Consider the following 16,593-nt stretch of genomic DNA (forward strand, 5'->3'; position numbering starts at 1 on the left):
TCTATCTGATTGATAGTAAGCGTCAAGTAAAAAAGTGGATAGAAAATGCTCAAAAAATGTGAAATAATCTTCTAAAATAAGTTTTAAAGTTTTTAAAGTTAACTTGAAAAACTTTAAAAGGAAGGTTTTATATTGATATACAAAAAGCAACATAAGCGGTAAATTACCCGGTGTTTACAAAAACAAAGACCATTCATTTAGAGTGATCTTATTTTTGCCATTTGTTCTTTTTGCAGGAAGGCTGAACCCATGGATCTCAGGACAGGGTATTCTTCTAAAAATCCAGAAGAATTTTTTATTATTTAAAAAAATTTTTATACTATATACTGCGTCAGTGAAGAATATAATTATTATTGAACCTCGAAAATCTATTTATATCACCCAACAGATTATCATCTCTCATTCCCATCCCTTTATAACGCCTTCCTCCATGCTCAAGAATATTAATACAAAATGCCTGAAAAGATGAATATCACCAGGCATTTTTGTATTAATTAATATTTTATGGAATTACAAGTTTTCTGTTCAACTTTTAGAATTAGCGAATTTGACACCATATTCTATAGAATTAATAAGACTTTCTTCATTAGCTGTACCCTTTCCAGCCTTGCCAAAAGCAGTTCCATGATCTACCGAAACTCTTATTATGGGAAGTCCAAGAGTTATATTGACTCCACTTACAGAAGTCCACTTTTTCTTTTGTTCGTCCCAGTTAAATCCAACGACTTTCATGGGAATATGGCCCTGGTCGTGATACATTGCAACCACTATGTCATACTGCCCGCCTTTCGCTTTCGAAAACACTGTATCAGGAGGCACAGGTCCTTCAGCATTTATTCCAATTTTCTTTGCTTTTTCTATAGCAGGTTCTATTTCTTCTTTCTCTTCAAAACCAAACATACCGTTTTCTCCGGCATGTGGGTTTAAACCTGATACCCCGACCTTTGGACTATTTATTCCAAGCTTTTTACATGTATCATTTGCAAGCTTTATTACTTCAAACACTCTATCTTTTTTTACACGATCACAAGCTTCTCTTAGGGACACATGAGTAGACACATGGACAGCTCTTAGATTACCGCATGCCAGCATCATGGTATAATTTTTAGTTTTTGTATAGTACGCATATATTTCAGTATGACCTGAATAATGAAATCCGGCAAGATTCATCGCTTCCTTGTTAATTGGTCCCGTTATGGTAGCATCTATCTTTTTATCCAGGGCAAGTTCAATCACTTTTTTTACAGATTCAAAAGCTGCTCTTCCTGCCATAGCTGATACTTTCCCATGAACAAGATGCTGCATATCTGTATTTTCAAGATCATACACATCCATAGTACCATACTCAAACATTGCATCATTCACATCTGAAATTCTATTTATTTTTAGATTTACATTGGCGATTTTCACTGCCTGTGTCATAACATTGGCATCGCCTACAACTATAGGCCTGCATATTTCATACACTCTTTCTTTTGCTAGGGCTTTTGCCGCAATTTCGGGACCTATTCCCGCGGGATCTCCCATTGTAATACCAAGTATCGGTTTTTTGTCAACCATTTGTTTCATCCTTTCATTACTATAAATTTTCTATAAAACTTAAACAGCACCCTTTGCATCCACATATAGGGAATATATAGAGGAAGATGATGCCATAAAAAGACGATTCCCACCTTTGCCTCCAAAACAAAGATTCGCACAACGTTCAGGTAAGTCAATTGCACCAATACATTTTCCGATATTATCAAAGACTCTGACACCATCGCGCCCTTCTCCTTCACCCCAACCACACCAAAGATTTCCGTCATCGTCAACTCTAAAGCCATCAGGTCTTCCATTATCATTGGCAGCTGAAATTAGTACTTTTTTTGACCCGCAAACTTTTCCATTGCAAATTGGATATTGAACAATTTGTAATGGATCCGTTCCAGAGTCTACTACATATAAAAGGGATTCATCAGGAGAAAAAGCAAGTCCGTTTGGCATTATCATATCTACGATTTGCATTTCAACAGAACCTGTAACCGGATCTATTCGATAAACAGCCGGTTTTAATTCTTGATTTTCTCCCGTGCCACCTTCATAAAAACTTCTCAGGCCAAAAGTAGGATCTGAAAACCAAACTGCACCATCTGAAGCCGTTACAACATCATTTGGAGAGTTCAAACGTTTTCCTTTAAAGTTATCTGCAATAACAGTAACCGATCCATTACGCTCAGTTCTTGTTACTCGCCTGCTGGCATGTTCGCAAGTAACTAATAATCCATTTTGATCTCTGGTATTTCCATTTGAAAAGTGCGATGGCTTTCTAAAAACAAAAACTGTATTATCAGGTTCATAATATCCCATAATGCGATCATTAGGAAGGTCACTCCAAAGCAGACATTGCCAGTCACCAAACCAAACCGGTCCTTCACACCATCGGTATCCTGTGGCGATACATTCTACACCGGCATGCTTTACAAGATACTTAGAGAATTTTGGATCTATAACACGAACCCTGGGATCCGGATATCTCTCACACATCATAAACATTTTTTATACCTCCTAAAATAAAAATACTTAAATTATTATAATTAAATGTATCTACAACAACCATATAAACGATATATTACCTCATTAACAAAACAGAAATATAATTTCTCTGGAAATTAGAACTTCTCAATGTAGTTTCATGGGCTCAAGTTTTGGCATAATCAAGTAAGCAAATGCCCCTACGAGAGCAACAATACCGGATATAATAAAGGGTAAAGTGTAAGAATTACTAATTCCAAGCAGTACACCAATCAGAATTGGACAAACTATTCCAGAAATATTCGCTGCAGCATTCTGTACACCGCCTATAGTGCCGATCATATTACTGTTTGGCGCAACATCAGCAGGAAGCGTCCATACAACAGATCCCGCTCCAGTAGCCGCTCCATTTGCTATGCAAAGAACAGTCACAGTAAACCAGATATTGTGGGAAATAGCAGCTAGACCAATTACGCAGCTCAATAACAAACCCACGATCAGGGGAACTTTTCTTGATATTGTTGTTGAATATCCCCTTCTATAAAGCTGATCACAGGCGATCCCGCCAATCCACCCACCAATCATGGCAGCAATTCCTGGTAAAATGCCGATAAAACCAAAGGTAAGAAGCTTAAGGTGATAAGTATTGATCATGTAAGTAGGAAACCATGTAAAGAAAAAGTAAGAGACAAAATTAATGGAGAAAAACCCTACCATCATACACCACATGGTTTTTTGCTTAAATAATTTTGCTACTGCATATTTGGGAAGCTCTTTTGAAACATCCTCTTTTACTTCTTCCTGATCAGACTCAATAAGATTTAGTTCCTCCTCAGTGATACTGTTATACTGTCTCGGCGTTTTATAGTATTTCAACCATATAAATCCCCAAATAGCTGCAATACCACCAACAACTGCAAAGGATAAACGCCATCCAATAGTAGTAATTAGAACTGCAAGAAGTGGAGTGGCAACAGTACCGCCAAGTTTTGATGCATTGTTAAATGTACCGCTTGCAAAGCTGCGTTCCTTCTTTGGAAACCATTCCTTAATAGCTTTGCTGCCGGAAGTATAAAGAGGTGATTCCGCAGCACCAAGGACAAAACGAAGTCCGAAAAAGGAAAAGAAACCTCTTGAAAGTGCATTCAATGCTGTTGATAATCCCCAGATAATCGAAGCAAAGCCTTGTGTCAACCTTGGTCCAATCTTATCGCCTATGTATCCTGCCGGTAGTTGGAAAATAACATATGACCAGAAGAATCCAGAAAGAATAACACCTGTCACAGCGGGTGTCATATGAATATCTTTCATGATATACGGCAATGCGATACTTAATGTTGATCTATCCAAGTAGTTGAATGCCACACCCAATGACAGTACGCCCAGCATAACCCATCGACGGCCGGCTTTTTTGCGCATATTATCCGATTTGTTTAAAGTGCTTTGGTTACTTACAGCTGCCTTTTTATTTTGCATGCTCATTATTATTTATTCCCCTTCCCATGGCTTGCATCTCACTAGATGTTGAGCCTAAATGTAAAATATATAATTTCTCAATGGCCAATCTGTCTTACCTTTTAGCCATTAAGCTTTCTACAGACCATTCACAATAAAATTTGGTGTACTTTTTTTTATCAATACATTTATAATATTTTCTACGCATGTCATTCCAAGTGCATTGACCGCCTCTGCAGTATATCCCGCTATATGAGGCGATGCTATAAAATTTGGTAATTCAAATAGCGAATTCGTTTTCACCGGTTCTTCAGAAAAAACGTCAATGGCAGCTCCTGAAATTATTTTTTCTTTCAATGCTCTGTAAAGATCACTTTCTGCTACAATCCCTCCGCGTGAAGCATTTATTAGATACGCAGTACTTTTCATAAGCTTTAATTTACTCAGATCTATCAAATTTTTTGTTTTTTCAACCAGCGGAATATGAATGGTAACAAAATCACTCTGCTTTAGCAGTTCTTCAAAGGATAAAAATTCGATTTCATTCCGGCCTGCAAATTCTCTGTCCGGATAGGGATCATAGGCCAGTACTCTCATATTAAAGCCTTTTGCCCTCAAGGCAACTTGTTTTCCAATGTTTCCAAGCCCTATAATTCCTATGGTCTTTCCATACACATCAGTTCCGAATATTCTCGGCCATTTTCCTTTTTTAGTAAGTTCATTTGCCTGAGGAATCTGCCTTGCAGCAGACAATACAAGCCCAAAGGCAAAATCTGCAACAGCATGCTTGTTAGCATTTGGTACATTTGTCACATATATATTTCTCTTTCTGGCCTCTTCAAGATCTATATTGTCAACGCCCACACCATGCTTACATATAATTTTTAACTTTGGCGCATTGTCAAGAACTCTTGAATTTATCTGTGTAAAAGCTACTATCAGCCCCTCCGCCTCCTGTATCCTGTTTATAAATTCATCTTCCCCCATATTGGCAGGCAGATACTCTGCCTGAATTCCATATTTATGCAGATATTCAATAGGTTCTTTTGAATACTTTGCAAAGGAAGGTGAAGTAGATATTATTTTCATTATTTAACACATCCTTTATTAAACATTTAGTATCAAGCTAGCACAACTTTAAAGCTATCTTATAATTTCCCCTTAACGGCATTGTTTACATCTTTCAATACATTTCCCTGTAATATAAAAGCAGCTTTAACCATAGACATTTCCGATCCAAAACTTCCCGCTTTTGTCACAGCAAAAATTTTACTCTTCTTCTCTAGCATTCCAAATGGTATTCCAGGTTCCATTTCTCCCAATAACTTAAATTCATCAACATTTAAATTGTCAAATACCTGATATGCTATATCTCCTCCTGTGACAAACAGGTTTTTTATTTTAAACTTATTAACCACACATGCTGATACTTCTCCTAAAAATTTTGAAATTATGTTGCTAATTTGAATCATACTATATCCTTGTTTTATTCCCATTTCTTGAGTTCGTTTTACTTCGGCAGAGGAAAATATAGCAACATTCTTATTTAAATTTATAGAATTAGACACCTTCCTCATTATTTCACCCAATTCGCTTTTTCTGCTTTTATCATTTAAAATAACCTTCGCAGATTTAACCTCTATTCCCACCGTATCAGTACTGCATAATAATCTATCCAGCTGTTTTCTGCTGCATTTACTTACACTTCCAACTACAAACAAAATTTTATTACTATTTTTGGGCAACCCATCTGACTTATAAATTCTTTGTTTAATCCCATAAGTAGGTGGTAAAAACTCCATAAGCCCTGCAGACCCACACCATATAACAGAGAACTCAGTTATTTTTATAAAAGAAGTTATCTTTTTTAAATCATTCTCATTAACTGTATCTACTGTAATATAAGACGTATTGTTATTTTTAAAATTAACCAAGCATTTAAAAACATGTTCATACCCCTGAATCAAATCATCGTGAGAAATGTGACCTACACTTTTATTAGATTGCTTTTCAATTAACCGGTAGATGACAGAATCTTCTACTGGTGTCTTAGGATCTCTCACTACTTCCGTTTCAGTCAATTTTTTATGATTAAGATAATAAGTTCCATTTATTACCTGCCTTCCATTTTTAGGGTAAGCTGGTACAATAATAACAAAATCTTTTTGAAATACATCTTGCATAGCATTGATTTCTTGTCCAATATTTCCTCTCATTGTAGAATCTATTTTTTTATAAACTATATCAAAAGGCTTACCTTTTAAATATCTAGAAACATATTTTACTCGTTCATAAGCTTCTTCTTCAGATATATCACGACTATTTGTATTATATATAACTGCATCATTTTTTTTTAAAGATAATTTATCCCAGTTTAGAATTACAGAAACATTTAATCCATATTGAACTAACTGTCCTCCACAATCACTGGCACCCGTTAAATCATCTGAAATAACTGCTATCCTCATTCACTTTCTCCGTCTACTTATTTTAATAATTTACTATAGATATTTTCTATATCTTTTATACTTAATTTTTTAGGATTATTGCCCAGAAGCCGGGTAACCTTAGAGGCAGCTACAGCTAATCCGTGAATGTCGTCTTTCTTAACTCCGTATTCCTTTAAATCCTGAGGAATTTCCAAAATCTTAATCCATTCTCTAAGCCGTTCTATTACCTTCTCTGCAACTTTATTTGCAGGAAGGTTTCTCTCAATTCCCATGGGCTCTGCCACATCATAAAGCCTATCAGTGATACAATCCATATTAAATTCCATTACATGAGGTAACAGCATTGAATTTGCGACCCCATGTGCTATTTTAAAACTTCCTCCAAGTGGATATGCCAGTGCATGAACTGCAGCTGTTCCCGCAGCTGTTAATGCCATACCTCCAAAAAGAGATCCCAAGATCATATTTTCTCTTGCCTTAATAGATTTACCATTTTCATAGGCTTCCACTATACTGGATGATATCAATTTTATTGATCTCAATGCAAACATATCACTTATTGGATTGGCTTTATTTGAAATATAGGATTCAAGAGAATGAATAAAAGCATCCATACCTGTAGACGCTGTAACAGCTTTAGGAAGCCCTACGGTCAAACTTGGATCTACTAATACAAGTTTAGGAAGTAAATACCTGCTGACCATTCCTATTTTTAATTGTTCTTCAGGAAGAGTGACAATGGCATTCGGTGTTACTTCAGAACCTGTCCCGGCAGTTGTTGGGATTAACACCGTGGGAGTTCCCGGGTATTTAACCAAATTTGTACCTAAAATCTCCTTTATTGAGTCACCGTTTGTTTCAAGTACTGCCAAAATTTTGGTAGTATCCAGAACACTTCCCCCTCCTATTCCAATCAGCACATCATAATGTTCTTTCTTTATATTGCTTGAAATATCTTCTATACTTTGTATGGTGGGTTCCGGAATAGTATTTGTATTAACATCAACTTTGATTCCCTTTTCATTTAACTGCTTAGTTATAACATCCACAAAACCTAAATCCTTCATAGGTTTTTGAGTCACGATCAACGCTGCCTTAACTTTACCTCCTATAATATCTATATTTTCTTTTAGAGTTTCAATAGAGTTTTTCCCTGCAACAATATTATCCGCCGTTTGAAATTTATAGATTTTCTGCATATAATGGTCCCTTCCTTTCAATTATGTTTATACTTGTTTTTTATAAAACTCAACCATTTCTTCAACCTTTTCAAGTGCTTTACCTGTGGGCTCCACTGCCGGAAATCTTGGAGGTCCTACCGGTATATTGCTATACAGCTCCACAGCCTTTTTCAAAACAGAAGGAAGTGTGCCGTACTTAAAGGTATCTCTAAGAGGCTGCAGATCTTCCTGGGCTTTTTGTGCCTCCTCCATATTTCCCTTAAGCCAGTTTTGATATATGGCAACAACTATATCCGGTATCATGTTTGAAGTAGCTGCTATAGCTCCTTTCCCCCCCGCCATGAGAGTTTTAAGTATCAATGAATCCGTCCCCGCCAGTACGGAGAATTTTTCATCTTTAGTGATCTCTATATACTTTTTGATATTTTCGAAACTGCCACTGCTGTCTTTTATCCCAATTATGTTGTCCATTTTTGCCAGCTCGACTACTGTTTCTGGTTCCAAAGTCATCCCCGTTCTTCCTGGTATATTGTATAAAAGTATTGGAAGCGATACGGATTCCGCTATTTTATTGTAATGTCGAATTACTTCGCTTTGACTTGGAGTTATAAAATAGGGGGTTATAATCGAAAGAGCATCCGCTCCTATTTTCTCCATTTCTTTTGACAATTTAATTACTTCCTCTGTTCCATTTCCGCCTGTACCAACAAAAACAGGAACTCTTCCATCTACTTCTTCAATGACTTTCTCAGCAAATTCCAGCTTCTCCTTATTACTCAGTAGATGAAATTCACCATTGGTTCCCAAAATAAAAATACCATCAACACTTGATCCAATAAGATAATCAACAAGTTGTTTTGTGGCAGGGTAATTTATTTTCTGCTGCTTGTCCATAGGTGTTACCATGGCAGTTATAATTCCTTTTAAATCCATTTGTATTTCCCCCTTATCTATATAAAACATATTTATAAATATTTCAGCAAAAACGTTTTATATTAAAACATTTGAAATTGATTACAGTTTTATTATATATTTATATGTTTTAAAATGCAATAGTTTTTTATTATTTTTTGTATAAAAAAAAGGCGCTATTGCAATTTGCGCCATAAAGTGGAACGACTAATGCCCAGTTTCTTTGCTACTTTGGATTGATTCATTTGATTTTTTTTCAACATTTTCTGAATAATATTTTTTTCAATTTCCTCCAGGGTCCCATCCAGTTCCACAACATCATCTTCAAAATCACAGCTGCAGGTCATATCATCAAGTACCTGTTTTACGTCATTTAATTCTATATAATCATTTTTGCAAAACATAACTATTTGCTCCACTGTTTTCCGAAACTGAAGTGTATTTCCTTTCCATTTGTATTTTTTTAATTTTAAAAGTGCATCGTCCCTAATTCCTACAATCTGTTTCCCATAGAAGGCATTGTATTCATTTATAAAAAGTCTGGACAAACTGTCTATTTCATCAATTCTGTCCCTAAGAGGAGGAATCTTCAATGTAATTGGTGAAATTTTATAATACAAATTCGAGCTGAACCCATGCTTCTCCACAATATTGTCCAAAGAAGATATTATAATTCTGGAAGTTATATTCTTACCGCAATCCAGGAATCTATTCAATATGCTTTGACTATTTGGAGATAGCTCCTGTACATCCTTGAAATAAACAGTTCCCATATCCATATTCAACATATTGGTAAAAAGCATTTTACTCCAATCTTCCTCTGAAATCAAACTACAATCCAATATAATAAAGGTACCGGATTTAGTTTCATATCCAAAATGTAAAAATTCTGCCAGATCATCCTTTTCAGTTCCTCTCTCTCCCAAAATCCATATAGGTATATTGGTGTTTTTGCATTTATCCACTTTTTTCAATATGCCTTCCATATATTTGCTCTCCAAAAGCAGGGAAGATGTTTTGTCTGTACTGCTGCTTTTCATAATAACTCCATGAGCCTTATCCTTTGAATAGTCTGATATCTTGCACAGGCAAAATACAATATAAATTCTATTTTCCTTCTTTATGCTGCTGCCTGAAACTCTCCATATAAAATTATCAAACTCAACTGTAGTACTAAACTTCCCCTCACTTAACACTGAATACGCCCATTCTCTCTTTATGAAATGCCAATTATCCTTAAATATATTGTCCATATAAGCATTGGAATAAACATGATTAAAATTTTCATCCAGGACTATAATTCCTTCTTCAGCCTGTTCAATAATGGCAGCCGGTATCATCTGCTCCTTTCTAGCCCTTTTCAAAACTTTATAAATTTTTCTGGCATCATTAAAGGATTTCAAAACACTTTCCTTTCCAGATGTAAACAATACTGTATTAAATCCTAGTTTTTTTGCCTTTTGAGTAGTTACTACATCTCCAATAATTATCTGATAATCTTTTTTGCTGATTTCCTGAAGCTTAGGAATTACTTCTGATTCACTGTAAATTACATAATTTGGTATGTCTATATCAAGTAATGAGCAAACTGTGGCTGCTCCCTCGGATATTTTAGGGAACCCTACAATGATTGCTTTTCCTTTTAATCCGCTTACAAGAGTTACCACTCGCAGCATGTCATAGCCAGAAACCTCTATATCAACTACAGGAATATTTACCTCTCTCTGTATTAATTCTGCCGTACCACCTCTGCTTATAATAATATCAGCACCCATATCCTGTGCTTTCTTTGCCATATTCACTCCTAGATCCAAATCGCCTACTTCTGCCTGTAAATCAATATCCTCTTCATCTTTAGCTAACTGAAGAATCAATTCTTTCAATCCATTATAGGGAGCAATTGCAACAACCTTCATATTTTTCCTCCTGTTTCAATTTAAAACACATTCTTATTATAGCAGAAAAAATAGTTATTTTACAAAAACAAATTCTAAATTGAACACATTCATTAAAATAAGCCCAATTTAGTTTTACACAATTATAAAAAAGCACAAAAGTAAACATTTAGTATAGATTATTTTTAACAATGTTAAGTAACTTTATTCTAGAAGGATTGGCTCAGAAAATAATGAATGTGTTCTTTTTGCTTCCATACTACTCAAAGTTTTGTCCTCTATACCTTTTGTCATACTTCTTCTACTGTTGTATATGTCTGAGTAATCAACCAGATAAAAATTAAAATTGTAAAGGTTTCCGTAGATACTTATAGTATGCTGTCCGATATTGCCCTTATTTTTACATCACTGAATTTTTTCTTAAATTTTCCATGCTAGCTTTCAAGGTCAAAAAAATAAAACAGTTCAACCATTTATATTTTTTATTTAAAACAAAAAAGCACCCTGATTATTTCTATCAAGGTACCATATATAAAATTATATTTCACTGGACACTAATTTTCAATTAGAAAATTTTCTTCTGAAAGCAAGATTTTAATTTATCCTGTGAACCCTCCCCTCCTAACTAAACAGGTTAGTATAGAAGAGGCTTCTACCTTTTGACAGGCAGACTTCTCTTCCACAAATACGGTTTAGCTGAGTATTTCTTCTGTTGCCGGAAGAATTAAGCAGTTTCTTTTTCTATCTGCACTACTCCTGCCAAACTAATCAATGTGGCCAGAGTGCTCTGAGTTCTTCGCAGAAGCCCCGGTTCTTTTGCCACAGCTTCCGACCATTCCTTTGCAGGTATGGATTTTTGGTACTCCCTTATAAAATATCTAGCACCTATATTGTAACTTGCAGACAAGTCACAATTATACTGCTTTCCCGTGCTGAAAGTACACAGACTAAAGTTGTCCTTATTCCTTTTAACACTGCCACTCCCGTCATAGGCCAACAAAGATGTATTTTTAGGCGTTACCCTGCTGAACCTCATGCCGGCACTGTGGGCTTTGTGCTTCACTTTGTTCTGTATTGCAATTTTTGTCCAAAGCTGCAGTTTCATTCTTATTCTCTTGTTTCTGCTGCCCTTGATTTTAGGAAACCGGTCCAGGTACTCGAATACTACGGTATCCGCATTTACTTTCTCCGCAAAACTGACTATTTCATGGACTGTCCTGTTGGTTATTTCTCTTTTCAGGTTGTTTATCTTATTCCATGCCCTGGTCAATTTTGCCTTTTTCCCGCTCTGTTTCTGTTTTCTGCACAATCTGCCTACCAGGTGATTCATCAGGTCTTTTTCTTCCGGCTGGTTTATAAACTTCCTGCCAGTGACAGTTCCTTTTGAATCAACTGCACTGCATACTGCGGAGTGATTTATACCAAGATCTACGGATACCACTACCCTATCTTTAAGGGATGTTTCCCTGAACTCTACTTTGTTTTCATATGCAAACTGCAGGTAATAGTTTCTGCCTTTCCTGACAAGTATCGGCGAAAACTTTCTGCCTCTGCAGTTTTTTTCTATATACTTTATGTCCTGCTTCCTTAGAGATGCCCTGAGCCACACCCAGTCATTGTTTTTATATATCTTTATCTGGGCATGGTTTCTGTCCAGCATTTTAAACATATTACCCCTGTAAAGGGCAGGACATTTATAGTGCTTTACCTGTAATTTGGGTGCTTTTTTCTTAAACTTTTTACCACTAGATACCTGGGTATGTCTTTCTTCCTTATAATTTTCTAGATTGCTATAGTAGGAAGAGACTATTCCCATGGCATCCATAATTGCACTTCTCCTCAAATATGAAGGGAATTTATAGAACTGTCTGTCAAAACCATCATACTCTGGATGTGGATTATCTTTTGTTGTGTGTGTCAGATGCTCTATGAGATTTACCCTATATTTAGAGCTTAACTTTTCCAAGAGCTCCCTCTCTGAGGTAACCACATTTATAAAGTAAGATACTGCCTTCCTGTAAATTTCTATAGTTTCTTTTAAACAATCATTCATGTTTACTATTTTTACTTTATATGAATTTATCACCTGCATAATCCACACCTCCTTTGTTGATTTTATACCGTTTGTATACTATAATTATACTATTCTTAATTTAGTTGTAAAGGAGTTATACTATCCTATGAATATAGAATATAAAAGAAACAGACATAGTTGCTACAGTCTGAAATATCATTTGGTTGTTGTAACTAAATACAGACACAAATGTATAAACAGAGATATTTTAAACCGCTTGATTGAAATATCCAATAACACTTTTAATAAATGGAACTGCAGTATTTTAGAGATTAACGGAGAAGCTGACCATCTGCATATTTTATTTGAAGCCCCTCCACAGGTACAGCTGTCTAAACTTATAAATAATTTTAAAACAGTAACTTCTAGGCTGATTAGAAGAGACTACGCCGGTTACCTGGCTAATTTCTACTGGAAACCTTTCTTCTGGAGTGAAAGTTACCTTGTTCTTTCTACAGGTGGTGCCACCATTGATATTATCGAACAATACATTGAGAACCAGTCTACTCCTTCTGAGTAGGAAAAACTAACCCCTCCTAAGCCTTCTCCTATAGAAGGGGATTGCGTTTTTCAGTTTTGTTCAATTTATTCTTATAAATTATCGAAAAAGTATTGATTTATATTAGAACAATCCTATTTTTAATCCTCTATCTGCAACATATACAGGCTTTCCAGTTAGTTTTTCAATCTCATCTACAAACATTTTTTCATCACTGTTGTTGTCACTCAAATGCAGTAGAACTATTTCTTTAACCATACTCAAATCTGTAACTTTCAAAAATTCCTTGACATTTTCAAGGTTAAAGTGTGATGTCAGAAGTCTTTTGGCAACGGCAGGATGTACTAACCCTTTTTCTAAATTTGAATTTAGGATATCCATACTGTAATTACATTCAACCATAATATGTGTAAGTCCAGAAAATTTGTACCTGCAGTAATAACTGTCTGTTATGAAAAGCAACTTGCCCATTTCTTCATGCTGCACAAGAAATCCCAGTGGTTCCGCTGCGTCATGTTCAGCCTGAAATGGCATTACAGTGAAACTTCCTACAGTGAACTGCTTTTTGCTTTCAACAATGTGAATCCTATATCCAGATACCTTGCACGCATCAATTGTTCCTTTACTTGTATAAACATCTACACCATTATTCAAGACATCAGTTATCGCTTTTGAATGATCGAGATGTTCATGGGAAATCAGGCATCCACAAATATTTTCAATATTAAAGCTCATTCCTTTTATGATTTTTTTCCATGGCAATCCCGCTTCAATAATAAGGCTCCCGCTTTCTCCTTCAAGGAGAAAGCAGTTACCCTGGCTCCCTGAACCTAAAACTTTAAGCTCCAATTGCTTATCTCCTCCTCTATTATGTTAATAATCCTCAGGCAGAAGGATGGTTGTTGCACTCCTGTCCGCTTCTGTTATGATCCAGAATCTTATACCGGCAGAACTTCTATAAGCACTTAGTATTTTGTCTCCATTTCTCAGAGCTTCTTCATTTACCTCCTGATCCTCTTCAGACAAATCTCCCCAGTTTCCTTGTGCATGGCGTGTCAGACAGAATTCAATTTCTATTTTAGGAACTTTTTTTAATACAGCAGGTGTGACAACAATTTGTCCCAACTCGAATTTAGGTTTATACGTATTTAGAATCATTTTTATTTATCTCCCTTGCTTATTAATTTTTTAGCCATATGGCCAATATCAATCGTTACCCTATCGGGCGTTTACCAAATTATTTCTCACTTTTAATATGCGGTAAAAACGGAGTAAAAAAATTAGTTGGTCTGATTATTTATTTTTTTATTTGAAATAGAAAATACCGGCGCAGTTAAAATCCACACCGGTATTTCATAAACAAAAATAGAGACCACTATATAAATTGACCTCTATCACAATCCTTGCTCCTTGTTATTTAACTTTTTGATAAATTCTTCCCAATCCTCCTCTGTAGCAACTTTTCTAGCTTTTCTTAGTGCCGCTCTTACTTTTTTAGATGACATTATATAATCCGGAAGATCAGGTGCTATTTTATTTTTACCTTCTCCTGCCAAATCAAACATTGTATTTTTCTCATCCTCAGTTAATTTTAAGATTTTAACCATTTGTTTAAGTTTATCCATATCCGGTGGATATCTTCTGCCCTTCTCAATATCACTGAGATATGCAGGGGCAATTCCTATTTCAGAAGCTATTCCTCTCAATGTCATTCCAAGTGATTTCCTTTTATCCGTGATAAATTTTCCAAAACCCAACATATCATTCATTTTAATCTCCCTCATTCTTTTATAAATTTTTATCTATGAAATTTTTCATCTCCATGACATTCTTGAATTTTAATGAATGAGCAATAGCACTAGCAGTACCGGGCCTTAATGTATCGTTATCCTTATGATAATCGAACTTACAAGTACGGTATATTCCATCATTACCTATACCTCCATATATAAAACTACCTTTTTTAAGTGGTTTCATATTAAAATATAAAAGTAATTTTTTTATTTGTCCCATGTCAAATCGTATCGCCATAATTATAAACCTATCTCTTTCTTTAGTTTTTCTCTGTCACCATCACAACGAATTAATTTCAGCATATATACCTGTTTTTCTATACTTTCAACCTTATTGAATAAATCAATTTTTTCTATATAAATATCAATATATTCTAAGATACTATCTATTAAATTTTCCTTTGCAGCATCTAAAGTATTGCCCTCACCATACATGTCTATTTCATTTAATGCTATAGTATAGCCTCCAAGTTCTTCACCCGATTCCACAACAGGATTAAACTTTAGAAATCCCATTAAAAAATCAACATATAATGTTTTTATATGGCTTACTTCTTCATCCTCATTGGCATTTTTATTTATGCCTTTAAATGTAACAATTTCCAGGCCTTTTAATGCCGTGTTATTTAAATCACTATAATATCTTTTTGTATCTCTAATATTAAGCTTTCTTTTATTAAAAATTTCCATATTAAACCACCTTCTATAATAAATCTTTATATTTATTATAATGTATGTAGTTACTGTAATCAAGGTGATTACAGTTTTTATCTGAGAAGTGACAGCAATGAAGATTACTGCCACTATCAAATAATTAATGTTTTAGATTTTGCTATTAAAATCCCGGATCTTCCATTTCGGTCTGTCCTGGAATATCATCACTTTTTGAGGTGTCCCCATTTTTATCTCCGTCTGATTTTATATCCTTATTCCCAGAAGTATTAGACTTGCCTGTTTTTTCATTTTGTGAAGAACTATCCTCCTCAATATCAAGTTCCTGTGAATTGGCATTTTTAAGTTCCTCTTCAAAATTAACATCTATGGCATCTTTATTGTCAACATATTCAACATTATTTCCATTGATATGTTCTCCATCACGAAGAACACTGCCTTTTATTAGTGCCTGGTCTGTTTCCAGTGCAAGCTGCATATCTATGCTGAGCATCCCATATTTACTAAGTAAAAGTTTAAGCACGGTTTTGAGTGCCATGGTATCAAAATCAGTTGTCCACCTGCTACTTTTTACAATATAGTCTTTGTGGCTTTTGTAACTTTGGCTGTATTTCTTCGCATGTTTCTCCACCTGATCCACTGTCATAAAAAATGCTTTTTCAAAACCGTTTATCAGCCTAAAATACGATATATACCCGATAATTTTATTCTGCTTTGTATTCTTGTCATCAAGTTCAATCTCCCCGGTCAATCTGTTTACATGCTTTATATCTCCTTCATACACCACAATGGCATTTATTGTTTTATACTGCCCGGTCCTCTCTGCAAGTTGGATAAATCCTTTATACCCCATCTGAAATTGTGCTACCTTGCCTCTCTTCCTATCATTGTAAGGTACAATATATGCAAAACCCAGGTTGGGGTTTATAGGCAGATCCAATGTAGCAGCAACAAGAGCACTGCTTACAATACTGAATGGTTCAACATCTTCAAGGTTTTTATTACTGGCAATATCTATAATACTCGCCATGAATCCAAATGCTCTTTTCCCCAGAACATCCTGAAATCTTTTCTTGATGCTTTCATTTGCTATAATGTTTTTTACCGTTACATTTCCATGATTTTTTGATAATTTCTTATTTTCCATT

Annotated in this window: 16 protein-coding genes; 1 reads left to right on the forward strand and 15 read right to left on the reverse strand. The window is 35.1% G+C overall.

Annotation, left to right across the window (positions count from 1 at the left end; genetic code table 11):
• Positions 1–525: 525 nt before the first annotated feature.
• The 9 genes from pdxA to LN736_RS09540 all read right to left on the reverse strand — a co-directional run bounded on the left by pdxA (position 526) and on the right by LN736_RS09540 (position 12,499).
• Positions 526–1,560 carry a 4-hydroxythreonine-4-phosphate dehydrogenase PdxA gene (gene pdxA, locus LN736_RS09500; protein WP_229981444.1) on the reverse strand — a complete coding sequence of 345 codons (1,035 nt, stop codon included), beginning with the start codon at positions 1,558–1,560 and terminating at the stop codon, positions 526–528.
• Positions 1,561–1,599: 39 nt separating this feature from the next.
• The gene (locus LN736_RS09505) at positions 1,600–2,535 is read right to left on the reverse strand and encodes an SMP-30/gluconolactonase/LRE family protein (protein ID WP_179977715.1); all 936 of its coding nucleotides are present in this window, start codon (positions 2,533–2,535) and stop codon (positions 1,600–1,602) included.
• 126 nt (positions 2,536–2,661) lie between these two features.
• Positions 2,662–3,996 carry an MFS transporter gene (locus LN736_RS09510; protein ID WP_229981445.1) on the reverse strand — a complete coding sequence of 445 codons (1,335 nt, stop codon included), beginning with the start codon at positions 3,994–3,996 and terminating at the stop codon, positions 2,662–2,664.
• 111 nt (positions 3,997–4,107) lie between these two features.
• Positions 4,108–5,058: a phosphoglycerate dehydrogenase gene (locus tag LN736_RS09515; protein ID WP_229981446.1), complete on the reverse strand. Its 951-nt coding sequence runs from the start codon at positions 5,056–5,058 to the stop codon at positions 4,108–4,110.
• Between the two features lie 59 nt (positions 5,059–5,117).
• Entirely contained in the window at positions 5,118–6,437 is a 1,320-nt protein-coding gene (locus LN736_RS09520; RefSeq protein WP_229981447.1) for a four-carbon acid sugar kinase family protein, read from the reverse strand.
• A 17-nt stretch (positions 6,438–6,454) separates the two neighbouring features.
• Complete coding sequence (locus LN736_RS09525; protein WP_179977718.1) at positions 6,455–7,618, reverse strand: iron-containing alcohol dehydrogenase; 1,164 nt, start codon at positions 7,616–7,618, stop codon at positions 6,455–6,457.
• A 27-nt stretch (positions 7,619–7,645) separates the two neighbouring features.
• Entirely contained in the window at positions 7,646–8,533 is an 888-nt protein-coding gene (gene dapA / locus LN736_RS09530) for a 4-hydroxy-tetrahydrodipicolinate synthase (RefSeq protein ID WP_179977719.1), read from the reverse strand.
• A gap of 155 nt (positions 8,534–8,688) precedes the next feature.
• Positions 8,689–10,428, reverse strand: coding sequence for a sigma-54-dependent Fis family transcriptional regulator (locus LN736_RS09535; RefSeq protein WP_179977720.1), 1,740 nt, complete (start codon positions 10,426–10,428; stop codon positions 8,689–8,691).
• Between the two features lie 703 nt (positions 10,429–11,131).
• Positions 11,132–12,499 carry an IS200/IS605 family accessory protein TnpB-related protein gene (locus tag LN736_RS09540; RefSeq protein WP_229981448.1) on the reverse strand — a complete coding sequence of 456 codons (1,368 nt, stop codon included), beginning with the start codon at positions 12,497–12,499 and terminating at the stop codon, positions 11,132–11,134.
• Positions 12,500–12,587: 88 nt separating this feature from the next.
• Here LN736_RS09540 and tnpA point away from each other — a divergent pair, with 88 nt between their 5' ends.
• Positions 12,588–13,001: an IS200/IS605 family transposase gene (gene tnpA / locus LN736_RS09545; RefSeq protein WP_179977709.1), complete on the forward strand. Its 414-nt coding sequence runs from the start codon at positions 12,588–12,590 to the stop codon at positions 12,999–13,001.
• Positions 13,002–13,103: 102 nt separating this feature from the next.
• Here the strand turns inward: tnpA and LN736_RS09550 are convergent, their stop codons facing one another.
• The 6 genes from LN736_RS09550 to LN736_RS09575 all read right to left on the reverse strand — a co-directional run bounded on the left by LN736_RS09550 (position 13,104) and on the right by LN736_RS09575 (position 16,592).
• Positions 13,104–13,829: an MBL fold metallo-hydrolase gene (locus tag LN736_RS09550; protein WP_179977710.1), complete on the reverse strand. Its 726-nt coding sequence runs from the start codon at positions 13,827–13,829 to the stop codon at positions 13,104–13,106.
• A gap of 24 nt (positions 13,830–13,853) precedes the next feature.
• A complete protein-coding gene (locus LN736_RS09555) occupies positions 13,854–14,138 on the reverse strand; it encodes a hypothetical protein (RefSeq protein ID WP_207708018.1) in 285 nt (94 codons plus the stop codon).
• A gap of 236 nt (positions 14,139–14,374) precedes the next feature.
• Positions 14,375–14,749 (reverse strand): helix-turn-helix domain-containing protein, encoded by a 375-nt coding sequence (locus LN736_RS09560; protein WP_179977711.1) that lies wholly within the window; start codon positions 14,747–14,749, stop codon positions 14,375–14,377.
• A 19-nt stretch (positions 14,750–14,768) separates the two neighbouring features.
• Entirely contained in the window at positions 14,769–15,011 is a 243-nt protein-coding gene (locus LN736_RS09565) for a hypothetical protein (RefSeq protein WP_150358274.1), read from the reverse strand.
• 2 nt (positions 15,012–15,013) lie between these two features.
• Positions 15,014–15,463, reverse strand: a complete 450-nt coding sequence (locus LN736_RS09570; protein ID WP_150358275.1) for a hypothetical protein — start codon at positions 15,461–15,463, stop codon at positions 15,014–15,016.
• A gap of 145 nt (positions 15,464–15,608) precedes the next feature.
• Positions 15,609–16,592, reverse strand: coding sequence for a recombinase RecT (locus tag LN736_RS09575; RefSeq protein ID WP_179977712.1), 984 nt, complete (start codon positions 16,590–16,592; stop codon positions 15,609–15,611).
• Position 16,593: the final 1 nt, after the last annotated feature.

It is taken from the genome of Clostridium aromativorans, assembly GCF_020908015.1.
Lineage (GTDB): Bacteria > Bacillota > Clostridia > Clostridiales > Clostridiaceae > Clostridium_B > Clostridium_B aromativorans.

What these genes read in the sequence shown, in the direction of transcription:
- LN736_RS09510 (WP_229981445.1), bottom strand. Translation starts at nt 3,996, where the DNA reads ATGAGCATGCAAAATAAAAAGGCAGCTGTAAGTAACCAAAGCACTTTA.
- LN736_RS09525 (WP_179977718.1), bottom strand. Translation starts at nt 7,618, where the DNA reads ATGCAGAAAATCTATAAATTTCAAACGGCGGATAATATTGTTGCAGGG.
- dapA (WP_179977719.1), bottom strand. Translation starts at nt 8,533, where the DNA reads ATGGATTTAAAAGGAATTATAACTGCCATGGTAACACCTATGGACAAG.
- LN736_RS09560 (WP_179977711.1), bottom strand. Translation starts at nt 14,749, where the DNA reads ATGAATGATATGTTGGGTTTTGGAAAATTTATCACGGATAAAAGGAAA.
- LN736_RS09520 (WP_229981447.1), bottom strand. Translation starts at nt 6,437, where the DNA reads ATGAGGATAGCAGTTATTTCAGATGATTTAACGGGTGCCAGTGATTGT.
- LN736_RS09565 (WP_150358274.1), bottom strand. Translation starts at nt 15,011, where the DNA reads ATGGCGATACGATTTGACATGGGACAAATAAAAAAATTACTTTTATAT.
- LN736_RS09505 (WP_179977715.1), bottom strand. Translation starts at nt 2,535, where the DNA reads ATGTTTATGATGTGTGAGAGATATCCGGATCCCAGGGTTCGTGTTATA.
- LN736_RS09570 (WP_150358275.1), bottom strand. Translation starts at nt 15,463, where the DNA reads ATGGAAATTTTTAATAAAAGAAAGCTTAATATTAGAGATACAAAAAGA.
- pdxA (WP_229981444.1), bottom strand. Translation starts at nt 1,560, where the DNA reads ATGGTTGACAAAAAACCGATACTTGGTATTACAATGGGAGATCCCGCG.
- LN736_RS09540 (WP_229981448.1), bottom strand. Translation starts at nt 12,499, where the DNA reads ATGCAGGTGATAAATTCATATAAAGTAAAAATAGTAAACATGAATGAT.
- LN736_RS09555 (WP_207708018.1), bottom strand. Translation starts at nt 14,138, where the DNA reads ATGATTCTAAATACGTATAAACCTAAATTCGAGTTGGGACAAATTGTT.
- tnpA (WP_179977709.1), top strand. Translation starts at nt 12,588, where the DNA reads ATGAATATAGAATATAAAAGAAACAGACATAGTTGCTACAGTCTGAAA.
- LN736_RS09515 (WP_229981446.1), bottom strand. Translation starts at nt 5,058, where the DNA reads ATGAAAATAATATCTACTTCACCTTCCTTTGCAAAGTATTCAAAAGAA.
- LN736_RS09575 (WP_179977712.1), bottom strand. Translation starts at nt 16,592, where the DNA reads ATGGAAAATAAGAAATTATCAAAAAATCATGGAAATGTAACGGTAAAA.
- LN736_RS09535 (WP_179977720.1), bottom strand. Translation starts at nt 10,428, where the DNA reads ATGAAGGTTGTTGCAATTGCTCCCTATAATGGATTGAAAGAATTGATT.